Genomic DNA, 16,380 nt, shown 5'->3' with positions numbered 1-16,380 from the left:
ATGGGATGATAGCGGGCGAAGGCATCCACGCGCCCATGACCCCACCCCTCACCTTGTCGTCCCTGCCGCTTTTCCCCCTGGGCTCTGTCTTGTTCCCGGACGGAGTGCTAGCTCTGAGGGTGTTTGAGGTGCGCTACCTGGACATGGTGCGCAAGTGCCACCGAACAGGCGCCCCCTTCGGCGTGGTTGCACTCACCCAAGGCCAGGAAGTGCGCCAAGCCGGAGCGCCAGAAGAACGATTCAACGACATCGGTACCCTGGCCATCATCGAGCAATTGGAGACACCCCAGCCCGGACTGGTCACCCTGTTGTGCCGAGGTAGCCAGCGTTTTCGCATCACTCAACGCCATCACCTGCAGCACGGCCTTTGGATTGCTGACGTCGATCACGTCGAACAGGATCTGACAGTACCGGTTCCAGACGATCTCAAAAAGGCGTCAACTGCATTGGCGCAGGTCTTGCACACGCTGCAGGTACGCGACCCAGACATGCCCCACTTGGTCACCCCCACTGCAGCACAACTGAACGATTGCGGCTGGGTGGCAAACCGATGGTGCGAACTGCTGCCGGTGCCACTGGAGCTGAAACAGCGGCTGATGGAGCTGGACAACCCCCTGGTCCGCCTGGAACTGGTGGAGGATGTGCTGGAGCGGACGGGGATCGCGCAGTAGCGCGAGAGACACAGGCCGCAGCTTGAGTCAACGCACTGAGTATTCAGGTACCAGACTCTGTAGCCAGGCACGCAGCGACGAAGCTGCCGGGGCAACCCCTAAACTCTCAATATCGCTGCAGACCATCTCCGGGTTCAGGCGACCCGGTGAGCTGGTTTTGGCCACGTGCAGTTTGGGATGTGGTGTCGGAATAGTGGTTTCGCCATTGGCAAGAAGCTCTTCGTAGAGTTTCTCTCCGGGTCTGAGCCCTGTGAACACCACAGGAATTTCCTGCTCGTTTTTGCCGGATAACCGTATCAATATCTTCGCGAGATCAAGGATTTTGACGGGCTCTCCCATGTCCAGCACAAAAATCTGCCCTGATTGCCCCATCAAACCAGCCTGCAGAACCAGTTGGGCAGCTTCCGGAATCGTCATGAAGTAACGAACAATGTCCGGATGTGTGACTGTTACAGGACCGCCACGCGCGATCTGCGCAGAAAACAGCGGAACAACCGAGCCACTGGAACCCAACACGTTTCCAAAACGCACGGCCACAAAACGCGTGCTTTCGCATTCGCCAGCCACCGACTGCATGACCAGTTCAGCGAGCCGTTTACTCGCACCCATGACATTGGTCGGGTTGACCGCTTTATCGGTGGATATCAGCACAAAACGCGTAGCTCCGACAGCGCCAGCGACGCGAGCAGCATTCAACGTTCCCAACACATTGGTGCGCAGGGCTTCCACCTCGTTCAAAGACTCCATCAAGGGAACATGCTTGTAGGCGGCAGCATGAAATACCACCGTCGGTCGGTGGAGCTGAGCGATGGCAAGCAATCGCTCATACTCTCGGACGTTCGCGGTGTAGTAAAGCCCTTGCATTTGGGGATGAGCCCTGCGTAGCTCTTGCTCCAGTTGGTAGATGGCGTATTCGGACACGTCAACACACACAAGCCGCGCAACACCAAAGCGCGCAATCTGGCGGCACAATTCAGATCCAATCGAACCTCCTGCACCGGTGACCAGCACCGTCTCTCCGGCAATGAGATCAGACAGGCCCTTTTCATCCAGCGCCACAGGCGCTCTACCCAGCAAGTCCTCCAGCTCGATACGCCTAGGTTGACCATCTTCAGCGCGCAGCCACTCGTCTGGCCGCGGCATTGTCAAAAGGGGCAGACTCGCTTCGCTAGCACCCATGAGCACTTCTCGCCGGGCATCAGACCCTGCGGCCAAGACCACAAGGGCGGCTGCCGCTTGGGTGCGCGCAGCAATGTGAGAGAGGTCGCCCAAACCTCCCAGCACGCTCAGTCCCTGCAGGCTGCGGCCTTTTTCGGCGGCGATGGGACTGACGATACCCACCGGCGACCACAGCCGCGTCCCGCGCAACGCAGGCAGTGCCGCTGCTGTGTCTTGAACCGAGCCCACCAGCAGCAAGGGCTTGCCGGTAGGTGCACTTTGCCCACGGTTGACCAGCAACAGTCGGGCGCTGATGCGGGCACCGCCCAAAAGCAGCAACACCAACATGGGATGCAACAGCAGCACCGAGCGCGGGAAAGACCCGACTCGCAGCATCAGCACTGCAGACGCAGACAACAAACCGGCGAACACCACGCCATATACAAGGCGCGTGAGTTCGGCCACGCTGGTATAGCGCCAGATGTGGCGGTACACCCCCCATACCAGCAGACTCGTACCAAACCCGAGCAACGGCCATGGCAGGGTGTCAACCATCACGGCCTGGAATTCATCGGGTATATCCAAGTTGAATCGCAGCCAGAAGGTAAGCCACCAGCCGAATGCGACCAGTGCCAAGTCCAATACAAATGCCAGCAGATTGTTCTTATGCCAGCGCACGAGTATCCAAAGACGACGTTAAGACACGGCGCAAATGAGCAATTACCCGATCCTGCTGCGCTTCAGACAAATTGGATCCTGAAGGCAGGCATAAGCCAGTTTCAAACAACTGGCGAGAAACATCCACCCCATCAGCATGGGGGAAATAAGGAGCATTCCTGAACAACGGCTGCAGGTGCATGGGCTTCCACACGGGCCGCACTTCAATCGAATGTCGCTCCATCAACCGCATGAGAGCCCTACATTGAGCAGTGGCACCTTCGCCCTCGAGCGTGAAGCACGTGAGCCAACGGGTTGAGAGACAACCCTTCGGCTCTGGCATCCAACGAAGGAAGGGGATATCGGCCAGTGCTTGCTGGTATCGCTCGAAGACACGCCTACGCTGCCGAACGCGCTCATCCAGGACACGGAGCTGTCCACGTCCAATGCCCGCGAGTACGTTGCTCATGCGGTAATTAAAGCCCACCTCCTCATGCTCGTAGTGGGGTGCCACCTCGCGCGCCTGGGTAGAAAGCTTCCTGGCTCGGGCTATCAGCTTAGCGTCGTCAGACACTAGCATGCCACCGCCCGATGTGGTGATGATCTTGTTGCCATTGAACGAGTACACCGCCAGCTGGCCAAAGCTGCCGCTGGCGCGCCCCTTGTACCGGGCCCCCAAAGACTCCGCCGCATCTTCAAGCACGGGCACGTTGTAACGCTCGCAAATGGGCAGTAGCGCCTCCATATCAGCGCTCTGACCATACAGGTTGACAAGGATCACACAGCGAGGAAGACGGTTCTCCCGGCGTGCCGCTTCAAAAGCTCTCTCCAGTGCCCGTGGTGACATGTTCCAGGTGTCCGGCTCTGAGTCGATGAAGACCGGCAGTGCATTGCAATAGAGGATGGGATTACAGCTAGCAACGAAAGTCAACGAAGAACAGAAAACAGTGTCGCCCGGTTGTACGCCCAGCAACAAGAGGCCAAGGTGGATGGCCGCCGTACCGGAGCTCAGGGCTGCGGCATGACCCACGCCCACATGCGTAGCGAGTTCACGCTCAAACGCATCCACATGCGGGCCGAGGGGAGCAATCCAGTTAGTGCGGAAGGCCTCTTCGACAAAAACCGACTCTTCATCGCCTAGGTGTGGAGAAGACAACCAGATGCGCTGCGAAAGGTCGCGTGTGGTGATGAGGTCTACCAGTCGGCCGCTGTCATCGACAACAGGCACATGTGAAATGCCATGCTGCGCGATCAACGCTTGTATCTCCGATGGAGTGGCGGTGTCACGCACATAAATCGGGGTATCACGACCAGGCAGATCGGCCAGCAACGTAGTGACAGGTACAGATTGCAGCAATGCCCGACGCATATCGCCATCGGTGAAGGTGCGTATGAGACTGCCCGTTGAATCGACAGCGAGCAGTACACCCTGGGCGGTGTCGTTCAGAAGGATTGCAGCCTCCCCCCAAGACAGGTTGATAGGTACTTTGAGCGATTCGAAGACTTGCGGTGTCATGACTAGTAGGTGTTGACCTTGTCAAGGAGGTCGGGGGCGATGGGCAGTGTCGCAAGTAGTTCGACAATGCGCTCGCCAGCGTGACCGTCACCATAGCGATTGGCCGGTAGGCAGGGGCCATGCTCCAGGGCCTGAAGCAGCGCCGCGGCAATGAGCGCGCGATCAGCCGTGCAGTCGATGGTGTTTGTGTTGCGCTCGCGAGCGTGCTGTCGGTTACCTATATTGACTACCGGCGTACCCAACGAGGCCGCCTCGATGATGCCAGCCGAAGAATTGCCCATCAAGGCCATAGCATGCTTTGTAGCTGCCACGAACTGCGGACGTGGAAGGTGAGTAAGAAGCACTACCGGCAAGCCGACGACACCGCCCGCATCAGCCTCCAGCGCACGCAGTATCTCAGCGGAGCCAGCGTCGGCATTGGGCGCCAGCCATACAACGTGACTGGCGCGTCCGGGCAGCACATCAGCCAGAGCGCCGATCAGCGCCTGGACCTGGTCCTGTATGCTTGATATTTCTTGCACCACAGGGTGAAATAGCACCAGCACGAAACGAGCATCGATCGGCAAGCGCAAGGTGTTCAGCACCTCGTTACGAGGCCTGGCAGCGAGGTCGGTCAGGTTGTCGAGCGAAGGCGCGCCAGTAATCCACACATGTTCGGGTCGCTCTCCCAAACGTATAACACGCTCGCGTGACTCTTCTGTGGCAACGAAGTGCCAGTGGCTGAGTTTGGTAATAGCGTGGCGGATCGATTCGTCCACAGTCCCCGAACGCTCGCCGCCATGAAGGTGCACGATTGGAATGCCCAAGTGAATCGCAGCGATCGCCGCCGCCAGCATCTCTCCACGATCGCCAAGTACTAGCACGAGATCGGGCCTAGCGTCGGCTATAGCGCGGGTCAGGCCGATGACAGCCTCGCCCACACCCTTTGCCATGGACTGAGGCGTTCGGCCTTCCACGTCAATAGGCACACGGGCGACGATGGGAAAGCCGGCGGCCTCAATCTCTCGCACAGTAAAACCATAAGACTCGCTCAGGTGCATGCCGGTCACCACCAACTGCAGCGACAGCTCAGGATGCTCAGCTATACGCGATAAAGTGGATGCCATTAGGCCGAAATCGGCTCGAGTGCCAGAAACGTATAGAACTTTACGCATCGCTCAAGTGGGCTCCAAAAGATCCCAAGTGAGGGTGGTGTCACCGGCCACATCGGCAGCCAACCGACGCCCTAACATCAGGGTCAAGTACTCGGGCTGTATACCCGTGCCCGGGCGGCGCAGCACTAAGTCGCCGGCAGTCAATACATGACCCCGTAGTCGAGTTGCTACCAACACCACACTTCGACGAGCCACATCGCGTGTGTTGGCCTCGACCGGCGTGGGTCGCTTGATGCCGTCGCCAAGCATGGCTTCTACTAGACGGATACCGCGAACCATTGCGGCGAACTCCTGCGGGTCGGCTGACGCGCGGTGGTCGGGGCCTGGCAGCGACCTGTCCAGAGTCAGGTGTTTCTCGATCAGACACGCTCCGAGCGCGACGGCGGCCAGGGCAGCTTCCACGCCCTGACTGTGGTCGGAGTATCCAACAGGCAGACTAGTGGCCTGAGCCATGGTCTGTATCGCCCGTAGATTTAGTGTATCGGCTGGTGCAGGATAGGCGGACGTGCAATGTAACAAGCTCAGGTTGCTTGCATCAGGCGCACCGTGCCCGGCAGCCAAGCGGGCTTCACCTATCCACAGCACCGCCGTTTGCACCTCTTTCAGATTAGCCATTCCCGAGGACATGAGTAGCGGTAGGCCAGTGGCCGCCGCATGCTGCAGCAACGGCTTGTTGGTGATTTCGCCTGAAGGGATTTTCAGGCGCCTCACACCTAGGCGCACCAGCAGCTCTATTGCCTGCTCGGAGAACGGGGTGGAGAAAAACTCGATGCCGATTTGCCTGCAGTGCGCGGCCACCTGCGCGTGGCCGGCTTCGTCTAACTCCAGCGCCCTGATCATGTCGAACTGACTAGTGGCTCCAGTGTTGGTACGTTGATAATTCGCGGTGGCGGCGCTGCGAGTGACCACGTCCACTGCGCGGAAGGTCTGGAACTTAACTGCATCGGCACCAGCGGCGTAGGCGGCATCCGCAAGCTTCAGAGCAATTGCAACGTCGCCGTTGTGATTGACTCCGGCCTCTGCGATGATGAAGACTTTGCTACGTTTCATTACCGCTTCCCCGAGGCTTGCATATTAGCCACCCCCGTGCGCCCACTAGTGTAAAGCCATTCAGCGATGTCGAAATCTAGGCAGTCGTCGATATCAATGGAGCGCTCGCGTGGCATGACCAGCGGGCACATTTCGACGCTCCAGAAGCCCTCATGCACTGCATGCTCTAAAGTGTTGCGGCTCCAAACGTAAATAGCGCCATTCAAGCCCCAGACCTCGGGCACAGACTGTCTAGCGACGGCCTGAACTGATGCCATGGTCTTAGACAACCTCAGTCCCCCCCGGGACGTGGACTCGACGAGCGTGTAGTAGGGATTGTGAGAGGGCTGGGTAACGCTAACCACCAGACCTGCGCGTTCGCGCAGTGCTAAAGCCGCTTCGATATCTTGCGCGTTGCGCAAGGGCGAAGTGGGCTGCAGGTCGACAACAGTGGCGATCTTCGCACCGCCTGCCTCCAAATGAGCTACCAAATGCTCAATGGCGGGCAGCTTGCCCGCTGCGTCGGTCGCAAGTTCAGGTGGGCGGAGGTACGGCACCTGAGCGCCATGGTCACGTGCAACCTGCGCAATCTCCTCGTCATCGGTGGATACATACACATCCTCAATTAGCGGACAGGCCAGCGCCTGTCTGATACTGTGGGCGATCAGTGGCAATCCGGCAAAAGGCAGCACGTTCTTACGGGGCAGCCCCTTGCTGCCGCCGCGCGCGCAAATCGTGGATATGAGAGAGCCCCTGTTGCTCATACAGGAGCCTTCTGGGCGATGATGACCCACTCGGTATGAACTTTTTTGCGGTTTTCCAGGGTGCGCGAAACTTGTTCGATCTGCAGTACGTTCCAAGGCTTCAATAGCGTAGCCAGGTCGGTCTCGGATGCGAAGCGAACAACACCAGTCCCCACGAATGGCCCTTCACTACAGCGCCAGGCGTTGTGCCCATGTTGCTCGCCCATCCCGTCGCCCCATGTTCCGGCCGCCGGCGTACGTACATAGAGCCAGCCGCCCGGACGTGACACGCGGTGCATCTCCGCATATACGCGGCAAGCGCAGTCATGGCCCACGCAAGTGACAGCATCGTTGTCAATTACCGCGTCGAAGCGGTTGTCGGGCCAAGGCAGCGGGTCACACATGTCCCCAACACGCAGACGATCAGCTTCGCCGCGACTCCAACCGACAAGCTCGGTATCTAGGCGCTGACGAGCCTGCGCAGCACCGACTTCACTGCCTTCCAGGCCGTAAACACCGAACCCCTCGCGCGCAAGGTACCAGAGGTTTGCACCAGTGCCGAAGCCTATTTCTAGCAGCCTCACGTCGCTGCGCGGCTGGCGCGCATAAAAGCGTTGCGCGCAGAACCTGACCAGCTCTTCAGGGGGATAGCGGCCCCAGGCACGGTTACTAAATATCTCTTCCCAAAGGTCGGCACGGCTCATAAGGTTCTTTCAGTCAAGCAGGAGGCGAGCGGGTGGGCGGGTGTGATCGAAGCCCAGCCGGCCAGCCGCTGCCCAGTAGCGATTGTCGTCGTGGATGGCCTCCCCCACCAAGAAAGGCAAGGTGCGCCGGGAGAAGCCCAGTTTGTAGAACAGCAATTTATTATCCGGTGACGAATCCGCCCCCCCCCCAAGATACAGCGAATGCGCGCCCTGTGCTTGCCCCCAAGCCGCGGCCTGCGCCTGTAGCAGACTAGGGGTGCCAATCTCCTTGCCCTCCCGACTGCTGGCGCCCAGGTGGTATTCGAGTACGCCGCCTTTCTCCAACAGATATACCCCAGCCGACAACCAGCGGCCGTCGCGCTCGCACACCAGTAAGTGTGCACAGGGCAGCTGGGACAGTGCCTCGAAGTAAGAGTTGGGGAAAAAGTAGAACGGGGTGGCCTGCAGGTCTTGCATGGCGTCACGATAGAAAGTACTAAAGCGGGCCCAATCGACTGCCTTTCGGCTCCAGCAGGCCTGCACGCCCGCCTGCTGTGTGCGCCGAATCTTGCGCCGGGTGAGGCTGTTAAAACCGGAGGCTATATCAGGGACTGTAAGGTCTACCGAGACGGTCTGGCGGTTCACCTTTACCGCGCCGCCGAAGGCACGTGCCATTTGCGACAACTGGGGGTGGAAGCGGCAAAACTCGGCCAGCACACCTTCCTGTCGGCACCAGACCTGCCAGACCGACCAAGCCTGGTCTAGGAACGCCGTTGCGGTGGCTGGCGTGAGAGGCCCCCCGTAGCCATAAGGCGAAATCGCGCCCCATTCCCCCGCTTGGCCTGCCAGGGGCAGCAAATGCACCGTATGGATCCACTCACTGTCGCCACCATCGAGGCAGGCATGTACGCACTGCAGTTTAGGGTCTCTACGAGAATCGGCCCTTGCAAAGTCGGGGCTGAGCGAGGCTACACGCAACGCGGAAGGCAGACGCTCGAAGCGAGCCTGAGCCTCGGCGGTGGACAAGGTGACGATGCGCACTAAGAGCCCCCCCCCCCGCGAGACAGGCTGTGCGCCACTGCAAGCACTCGCGAGACGGCCTGACCAGGAGTGTGATGGGAGGCACTTGCCACAATCGGCGCTGCCTGGGACAGGCGCGCGCCGATCTCGGATAGCTGCAACTCGCGCTTCGCGATGCCCATGGCTAGGTAAGGGCTTAAGCTGTCAAGAATGGAACCGCGTACTTGGGTCACGTCGCAGCCCGCGAGGTTTGCTTCGACGCCCACCGTGGACACGGTCACCACCACCTCGTCGCAGGCGTGCAGGTAAGGATGCAGCAGGCCCTCGGAGACACGGATCCGGGGATGGGACGCACCGCGGATTGCATCGGCCGCTGCCTCGCTGGGATGGCGTCGTACCCAAAGGGCCAATGAGGGATCAGCGTGGACTGCATCAATCAACCGCTCCTCGACGTGACGCGGCCACGCTGGATCGCCACGCCCAGTTATGCCCGGGACACCCCGTGGCTCTGGAGAGGATGCGTAAAGCAGCACGCGCTGCGCGATCCAGCCAACGTCTAATCGAAGGGCTTGGCCCTGGGCGATGACCGCAGAGTTGTGGATGTGGTCGAAGGCAGGATTACCTGTCACGTGAATGTGACTCGCCGGCCGCCCCGCCGCCGCCAGGTCGGCTGACACCTGCGGATTGAGCACGCACAGGGCGTCGGCGTAATCCGGCCGGACCAGCCAGTCACGCTCCCAAAGGCCGAATAGATCAACAAGGCATAGGCTGGGTACGCCCAGGCGTCGGGCCGCCAGCAACGCAGCACGCTCGGCGCGCGGGGAGTTGGTGGTTAGCACGCATGCTGGCTGCCAGCGGCGGATGGCGCGTTCAAGTACGCGCACGGGCAGGAAGGATTGGCGACCGTATTGAGCATATTGGGCCTTAGCCACCTGCGGTCCGACGTCAGCTTCGAGCTCTGCGTAGGACAATCCCAGGTAAGCGATCGACTCCTTGCGCTGAGCCGCCTGCACCGACAAGGTCTGGATTAGTTGCTTGCCTCGCTTCAAGGCCTGGTCGTCTGAGGGGCCGATCAAGTCGACAAAGCCGTACGCAGGCAATCCAGCCTCGCGCACCAGATTCGCTGCCGTAGTGAGTGCGACGAAGACTACGCGGGCTAGCCCCCGCGCTTGCGCTTGCAGAGCAACCGGCAGCAAGGCCTTCACATGCCCGCCGCCATAGGCAACGAACAGCCACACAGGCGGCTGCACTGACGGCGACCTTACTCCGGGAATGCAGCACGCAGCTCGGGTCATACGGCTACGCCAGCACCCCATCCCTGTTGAACGATGCCAGCTTCCCAGATAGCCAAGGCCACCAGCGCACGCAACTCTCGGGTATGGTTAGTGTTGCCATCACGATGGCGTTGCAGCAGCCCTTTGACCCGCTGCGGCTGGAACAGGCGCGCAATCAGCTCGCTGCCTTGCAGGGTCTGCTCCAGCCAGGCGTAGCTCTCCTTGCGGAACCACTCCCCCACCGGCACCGTAAACATCTGCTTCCTGCGGCACGCCAAGTCTTCACCAATCAGCGGCGCTACGGCCGACTTGAACCAGTGTTTCTTGTCACCGCTGACCGACAACTTGGTCGCGCCCCTTGAGCGAAACGCGAATTCCATCACGCGCCAGTCGAGAAAGGGAGTACGCGCCTCGATGCTCACGGCCATGCCCATGCGGTCGGGCTTGACCAGGTTGTTGCCGCTGAGCAGCAGCTGCATGTCCAGGTACAGCGCCCGGTTGATACGGTCGAAGTGCTGCGCCTCGGCAAACCAGGGCTGGGCCGCAGCGGTGAAGCTGTCGACGCCCGCCAGCTGCGCGCGCACTTCGGGCCGGTATAGCGCAGCCTTGGCCTCGGGGCTGAAGAGTGAAATGCTGTCGAAGTAGCTGCGCTCGAACGCGGCCTGTGGCAGGGCCAATGCATCGGGCCGGGCGAAGAACTGCGCGTATTTGTCGTAGCCGGCAAACAGCTCGTCGCCGCCATCGCCGGTCAGCACCACCTTGACCTGCTTTGCTGCCAGCTCGCTCACGCGCAGGGTGGGCATAAAGGACGCATCGCCGTGCGGCTGATCCAGATGGCGCAGCACACGGGGCCACTGGGCCAACATATTCAGTTCGGCAACCTCCATAGTATGGTCACAACCAAAACGCAGGGCGGCCTGCAGAGCGAAGGCGGACTCATCGTAGCGCGGGTCTTCAAAGCCAATGCAGAAGGTCTTGACTGGCTGTCCCACATGCCGCGCCATCAGGCCGACAATGGTGCTCGAATCGACCCCGCCCGACAGAAAGGCACCAAAGGGCACGTCGGCACGCAGGCGGATGCGCGTCGCGTCGTCGAGCAGTGACATGAGCTCTTCGGACCAATCTCCAAATTCACAGTCTTGCTCATGCTGGTCTGCCAAGCTCCACCAGCGCTGCGTCTGCACATGTCGGCCGCGGGTGTACTTCTGCCAAGTGCCAGGCATGACATGGCGTACGCCCTCGTAAGCGGTCCAAGGCGCGGGGATGTAATTGAACGTCAAGTAGTGGTGGACCGCTTCCAGGCACATGCCGGGTTTTCTCCGCATGGCCGGCCACAGGGCCTTGAGCTCGGAGCCGAACAACAGGCGCTGGCCGTCGTCGTGCACGAACAGGGGCTTGACGCCGATGCGGTCACGCGCCAAATACAACGCGTCTTCGCGCGCATCGTCGATGGCAATGGCAAACATACCGTTCAGGCGACTCAGGCAGGAGATGCCCTCGCGCTCGTACAGGCGCAGGATGACTTCGGTGTCCGACTGCGTGCGCAGACGCACGCCCTGGGAGCGCAGCTCGGCGGCCAACTCCAAGTGATTGAAGATTTCGCCGTTTTGCACCACGGCAACCAAGCCGTCGTCGCTAACAAAGGGCTGGTGACCGCCGCCTAGATCGATGATGGACAGGCGCCGGTTGCCGATAGCTACACCCCGCTGGGGCTGGTGGTGGATGCCTTCGTCGTCCGGTCCGCGGTGCACCAGCGCTTGCGCCATACCGCGCAGGACTTCATCGTCCAGCGACTGTGGTATGCGATCCCAGTAGCCAAAAATACCGCACATGGTTCAGTTCGCGTCCAAGCCGCCCAGGCGCTTCAATGTCCACCAGCAGATCTTTAGGTCGAGCCAGAGCGAAGCTTCGCGTGCGTAGCACAGGTCGGCTTCCAGCCGCTGCACCTCTGTCGAATTGGACCGATACAGGGCCTGAGCCAGCCCTGTGATGCCGGGTCGCACGCTGCACCGCTGCACCCAGTCAGCATCGGTGTATAGGCTTCGCTGAGCGGGCATATCGGGGCGCGGGCCGACTATGCTCATCTCACCCGTAAGCACGTTAATTAGCTGAGGCAGTTCATCGATGCTGGTGCGGCGTATGAAGCGGCCAACGCGGGTGATGCGCGGATCATTTTCAGCGGTGAAATATGGACCCATCTGAGCCGCATTCTTCACCATGCTGCGAAATTTGTACATGCCGAACTCTTGGCCATTCAGACCCAGGCGGGTCTGCCGGAAAAGAACCGGAAAACCCGTTTCTAAAGCAATCGCCAGCGCAGCCGCCAACAGCAGCGGGCTTAGGACCAGCAGCGCCACCAAGGAAAGCACGATATCCACGCCGCGCTTCAATCCACTGCCTCTACAGTCCGCACGGACATGGACGTTGCAATAGAACGTATCGCACTGCTGATACGTAGCCTGTCTGCAACGACCTGCTCTGGCGTACGCGTTGACAAGGTCTGCTCAGACTGCCGTAGGGCTTCAACCTCGGCCTCAAAGGTGTGCACGGCAGCCCCCGATTCGTCTGGTCGATGAAAAGTGCGCGACAAAATCACGCCTCGTGAGCCTAAGCGAACATGCTCAGCCAACACATCACGGCCCGGAAGCAGCCCTTCGTCCAATCGTGCGATGCCGCCAAAACCAAAGCGCAATCCATACGCATGGGCCTTGTGTGCCACGACGTCCAGCAGCCCCTGCGCCAAGGGCTCAAACATGAACCGGCAACCCAGGGACTTATGCAAGTCGTTCAGCCCCACGAACACTTCACACAGCCCCGGGGTATCCGCCCAAGCATCCAGTGAATGCAGTGCACCCGCCGTCTCCAGCAACGCAACGATAGGAGCCCGCCCTGCCACGATACGGCTGAAGGCACGCAACTCGTCGGGGGTCTGGAACATGGGCAACATTACCGAGTCGGCACCTTGCGCCAGCACTGTGTCCAATTCCACGGCCGTGCCTTCGTGCAACGGGTTCACCCGCACCATCAACTGGGACCGCCGCAACTGAGCCTTGATACGACCTACATCCTCAGGTTGGTGCGTGCTGATGAACGTGTTACGTCCTGCCTGGCGCGCGGCCTTGCCATTCCTTTCAAGATCGACAAACAAGCGCATACCGGGCAGCGCATCGCAACGGCGCGCCAGATCTGGGTCATTGGTGATCTGTAGAAAATCCATCATGGTTGGGATCGGATTATGACCGCAGGGCTTGGCGCAATCCGGGGCCAACGAACCAACCAGACGCTACAACAAAGAGAGCAGCTACCGCAGATAGAAGAAACGCTTGAGCCTGTTTTGATCCAGGAATCGAAGAAGGTGTTGCTTCCGCAAGGCCAAGCCATTGCGTCACGGCCACCCAGGCCACCAGCATGAAAAAGGGCGACAGCAAGGCCCCCACCGGAACCCAGCGCCGCATGGCAGGCACGCCCAGCGCGCCCCAAGCCACCACCGCAGCACCAAGGAACCCCGCATTCAGAGCCCACATCAGCTGGTGCCCCGCCGTGTAACCCATGACTCCCGCAACGAGGACTATCGCCAGGGCGAGCGCATAGGCCAGCACTGCAAAACGCATGCGCCCTACGGTGGCCAAAATAGTCAAAGCCACCGCCAAAAGTGCTTGCGGCAACAAGCCCCAGGCACCCGCACTACCCCAGGCTGCAATCTGCACCAACGCTGAGGCTTGCATGTGCCCCCAGCCGAAGAGCAAACTGGAGATAGCGGGCGCCCCCACCAACAACGCTGCGGCTGCCGCGCAGGCCAATGTCCAGGCCAATATCAGGGCGCTGCGCACGGCAGATGCCATCGCTTCGTCGTTTGAATTCTCAGAGTCGGTTTGCCTGCCGTGGGCGTGGGCGATGGCGGGGAAAGCCAGCGACGCCACCAATTGGATCGCCAGAACCAACGGCAACTCCACCAGTTTCCATGCATAGTTGAAGGTAGCAAGAGCCCCCTCACCCGCGCCAGACGCGAAGGTACGCGCCACGAGGGGCAAGGTCAGTGGCAGACCGGCCCCCAAAACCGCCCATATCCAGATGCGCCAGCCGGGCAAAGGGCCAGGCGCGATGGAAGAAGAGGGCGGGGAGTTGCCATGGCGGTACAGCGGTCGCATGCGCCAGCCCTGCCACAGCAGCCTCATGAAGACCGCTACCAACAGAAAAACACCCAACGTTGGCACCGCCCCTTCGCCCGTCGCAGATCCACGCGTACTCCAAAAGACCAGGGCTGTGATCAACACACCATTGACCACCAGGTTCGCGCTATACATGCCCAGGAAGTCCCTCTCATGCTGCAGCCGCGTTGCCCACAGACCCGCCAGCATGGCGGCTGGTAAGGCAAGAGCGCTCCAGACAACCGCTTGACCGACTGAGCCCTCAAGGGAAAGAGATACTCCCGGCACCAGCAGAGCCCCCAATGAAGCATGGGTCGCCATCATCACACTTGCAAGCAGGATGCTTCCCCACAGCAGATACCTGGCCACCCGATGTTGTGTGGCATTCTGCTGCGCGGCTGACTCTCTCGCCCAATGCGGCAGCAGAATATAGGCCAACGCACCGCTGACGAATACGCCCGCAAGCCAATCCGGCAGGGTCACCATGACGATGACCACATCAGCCATGCCGGAGTTGCCAAAAGCAGCAGCCAGTGCGGTTTCGCGTACCACCCCCAACACACGGCTGGCGAGCAGCAGCAACAGTGAAAGCAGGCCAGCTTTAAGGAACATGCGGCAAATTATCCGGGGTCTGACGGGCGCAAACTCCACACGGCACGGCCAAAAAACTAAAATCACGGGTTTTGGCCCGAAACAATGCCTCTGAACGCCTCAATCTGCGGGCGGCCCTCCATGTCTGACAACAATACAACCCTCCCTCCCCAGGACGACAACCAGCTCATCGCCGAGCGCCGCGAAAAGCTCCGCGCTCTGCGCGAAGCACAGGCCAACGGCGGTAGCGTTGCTTTTCCCAACAACTTCAAGCCCGGCCACAAGGCTGCCCAGTTGCACCTGGAACACAGCGCTGCCACGAACGAGTCCCTGGAAGCCACGCCGGTGAATGTGTCCGTGGCCGGCCGCATGATGCTCAAGCGGGTGATGGGCAAGGCCAGCTTCGCCACAATCCAGGACGGCTCGTTGGGCGAAGTGGGTGGGCGTATACAGCTCTATGTGACCCGTGACGCTGTGGGCGAAGAGCTGTATGCGGCCTTCAAGCACTGGGATCTGGGCGACATCGTAGGAGCCGAAGGCTTGCTGATGAAGACCAAGACCGGCGAGCTGTCGGTCAAGGTGACCACCCTGCGCCTGCTGACCAAGAGCCTGCGCCCGCTGCCGGACAAGTTCCACGGCATGGCCGACCAGGAGCAGAAGTACCGCCAGCGCTATGTGGACCTGATCACCGATGAGCAGGCCCGCAAGCGCTTCGTGGCCCGCAGCAAGGCCGTGAGCGGCCTGCGCGAGTTCATGGTGAGCCACGGCTTCCTCGAAGTCGAAACGCCCATGCTGCACCCCATCCCGGGCGGTGCCAATGCCAAGCCGTTCGTGACGCACCACAATGCTTTGGAGCAGGAGATGTACCTGCGCATCGCGCCCGAGCTGTACCTGAAGCGCCTGATCGTGGGCGGCTTCGAGCGCGTGTTCGAGATCAACCGCAGCTACCGCAACGAAGGTATCTCGGTGCGCCACAACCCCGAGTTCACCATGATGGAGTTCTACGCGGCGTACTGGAACTACCTGGACCTGATGGACTTCACCGAGACGCTGATCCGTGAAGTGGCGCTCAAGGCCACGGGCTCGCTGCAGATGACCTACCAGGGCCGCGCGGTGGACCTGACCCAGCCGTTTGCCCGACTGACCATCCGTGAAGCCATCTTCCAGTACACCGAGGCCGGTGCCCATGTGGACGATGCCGCCTGGCTCATCAGCGCATTGAAGAAGCTGGGCATGACCGAAGAGAAGGACAAGCTCTCGACCCGCACGCTGGCCAGCCTGCAGGTGTTGTACTTTGAAGAAACGGTGGAAGACAAGCTGTGGCAGCCCACCTTCATCATGGAACACCCCACCGAAATTTCGCCCCTGGCACGTGCCAACGACACCCGCCCCGAGGTGACCGAGCGCTTTGAGCTGTACATCACCGGCCGCGAGTTCGGCAACGGCTTCAGCGAGCTGAACGACGCCGAAGACCAGGCCGCACGCTTCCATGCCCAGGTGGCCGCCAAAGACAGTGGCGACGATGAAGCCATGTTCTACGACCACGACTTCGTGCGCGCATTGGAGTACGGCATGCCACCCACAGGGGGTTGCGGTATTGGTATTGACCGCCTCATGATGCTGCTGACTGACAGCCCCAGCATTCGCGACGTGATTCTGTTCCCTGCGCTGCGCCGCGAGTCCTGAGGCCTGATTTGCGTCGGAGGGCGGTCTGCGACTGCCCCCTCTACCGGTCA

General features: G+C 60.6%; 14 protein-coding genes. 2 read left to right on the top strand and 12 right to left on the bottom strand.

The annotated features are described in order from the left end of the window. Positions 1-35 precede the first annotated feature (35 nt). Complete coding sequence (locus C8C95_RS16750; RefSeq protein ID WP_116750330.1) at positions 36-671, top strand: LON peptidase substrate-binding domain-containing protein; 636 nt, start codon at positions 36-38, stop codon at positions 669-671. 27 nt (positions 672-698) lie between these two features. Here the strand turns inward: C8C95_RS16750 and C8C95_RS16745 are convergent, their stop codons facing one another. Genes C8C95_RS16745 through C8C95_RS16690 form a run of 12 tightly spaced genes read right to left on the bottom strand, consistent with a single transcriptional unit; the run spans position 699 to position 14,665 of the window. Then, the gene (locus C8C95_RS16745) at positions 699-2,507 is read right to left on the bottom strand and encodes a nucleoside-diphosphate sugar epimerase/dehydratase (protein WP_243415713.1); all 1,809 of its coding nucleotides are present in this window, start codon (positions 2,505-2,507) and stop codon (positions 699-701) included. Further along, a complete protein-coding gene (locus C8C95_RS16740; protein WP_116749324.1) occupies positions 2,494-4,002 on the bottom strand; it encodes a DegT/DnrJ/EryC1/StrS family aminotransferase in 1,509 nt (502 codons plus the stop codon). The genes C8C95_RS16745 and C8C95_RS16740 overlap by 14 nt, the downstream gene beginning before the upstream one ends. Positions 4,003-4,004: 2 nt before the next feature. Continuing rightward, on the bottom strand, positions 4,005-5,156 hold the full coding sequence (neuC, locus tag C8C95_RS16735) for a UDP-N-acetylglucosamine 2-epimerase (protein ID WP_116749323.1): 1,152 nt from the start codon (positions 5,154-5,156) through the stop codon (positions 4,005-4,007). Positions 5,157-5,159: 3 nt separating this feature from the next. Next, on the bottom strand, positions 5,160-6,206 hold the full coding sequence (neuB, locus tag C8C95_RS16730) for an N-acetylneuraminate synthase (protein ID WP_116749322.1): 1,047 nt from the start codon (positions 6,204-6,206) through the stop codon (positions 5,160-5,162). After that, positions 6,206-6,949, bottom strand: coding sequence for an acylneuraminate cytidylyltransferase family protein (locus C8C95_RS16725; RefSeq protein WP_116749321.1), 744 nt, complete (start codon positions 6,947-6,949; stop codon positions 6,206-6,208). Before C8C95_RS16725 ends, neuB begins: the two co-directional genes overlap by 1 nt. Then, complete coding sequence (locus C8C95_RS16720; protein ID WP_116749320.1) at positions 6,946-7,632, bottom strand: class I SAM-dependent methyltransferase; 687 nt, start codon at positions 7,630-7,632, stop codon at positions 6,946-6,948. Before C8C95_RS16720 ends, C8C95_RS16725 begins: the two co-directional genes overlap by 4 nt. A gap of 9 nt (positions 7,633-7,641) precedes the next feature. Further along, the gene (locus C8C95_RS16715) at positions 7,642-8,637 is read right to left on the bottom strand and encodes a GNAT family N-acetyltransferase (RefSeq protein ID WP_165836554.1); all 996 of its coding nucleotides are present in this window, start codon (positions 8,635-8,637) and stop codon (positions 7,642-7,644) included. Positions 8,638-8,651: 14 nt separating this feature from the next. Beyond that, a complete protein-coding gene (locus C8C95_RS16710; protein ID WP_116749318.1) occupies positions 8,652-9,869 on the bottom strand; it encodes a hypothetical protein in 1,218 nt (405 codons plus the stop codon). 53 nt (positions 9,870-9,922) lie between these two features. Continuing rightward, entirely contained in the window at positions 9,923-11,737 is a 1,815-nt protein-coding gene (gene asnB, locus C8C95_RS16705; RefSeq protein WP_116749317.1) for an asparagine synthase (glutamine-hydrolyzing), read from the bottom strand. A gap of 3 nt (positions 11,738-11,740) precedes the next feature. Beyond that, on the bottom strand, positions 11,741-12,283 hold the full coding sequence (locus C8C95_RS16700; RefSeq protein ID WP_165836553.1) for a sugar transferase: 543 nt from the start codon (positions 12,281-12,283) through the stop codon (positions 11,741-11,743). An 8-nt stretch (positions 12,284-12,291) separates the two neighbouring features. Beyond that, positions 12,292-13,125, bottom strand: coding sequence for an aldolase/citrate lyase family protein (locus C8C95_RS16695; protein ID WP_116749315.1), 834 nt, complete (start codon positions 13,123-13,125; stop codon positions 12,292-12,294). Positions 13,126-13,138: 13 nt separating this feature from the next. Beyond that, positions 13,139-14,665, bottom strand: a complete 1,527-nt coding sequence (locus tag C8C95_RS16690) for a lipid II flippase MurJ (RefSeq protein WP_116749314.1) — start codon at positions 14,663-14,665, stop codon at positions 13,139-13,141. Between the two features lie 120 nt (positions 14,666-14,785). Between C8C95_RS16690 and lysS the strand changes: the two genes are divergently transcribed. Then, entirely contained in the window at positions 14,786-16,330 is a 1,545-nt protein-coding gene (gene lysS, locus C8C95_RS16685) for a lysine--tRNA ligase (RefSeq protein ID WP_116749313.1), read from the top strand. Positions 16,331-16,380: the final 50 nt, after the last annotated feature.

This window comes from Acidovorax sp. 99 (assembly GCF_003096455.1).
Lineage (GTDB): Bacteria > Pseudomonadota > Gammaproteobacteria > Burkholderiales > Burkholderiaceae_C > Acidovorax > Acidovorax delafieldii.
This window is presented reverse-complemented; position numbering and strand designations above follow the sequence as displayed.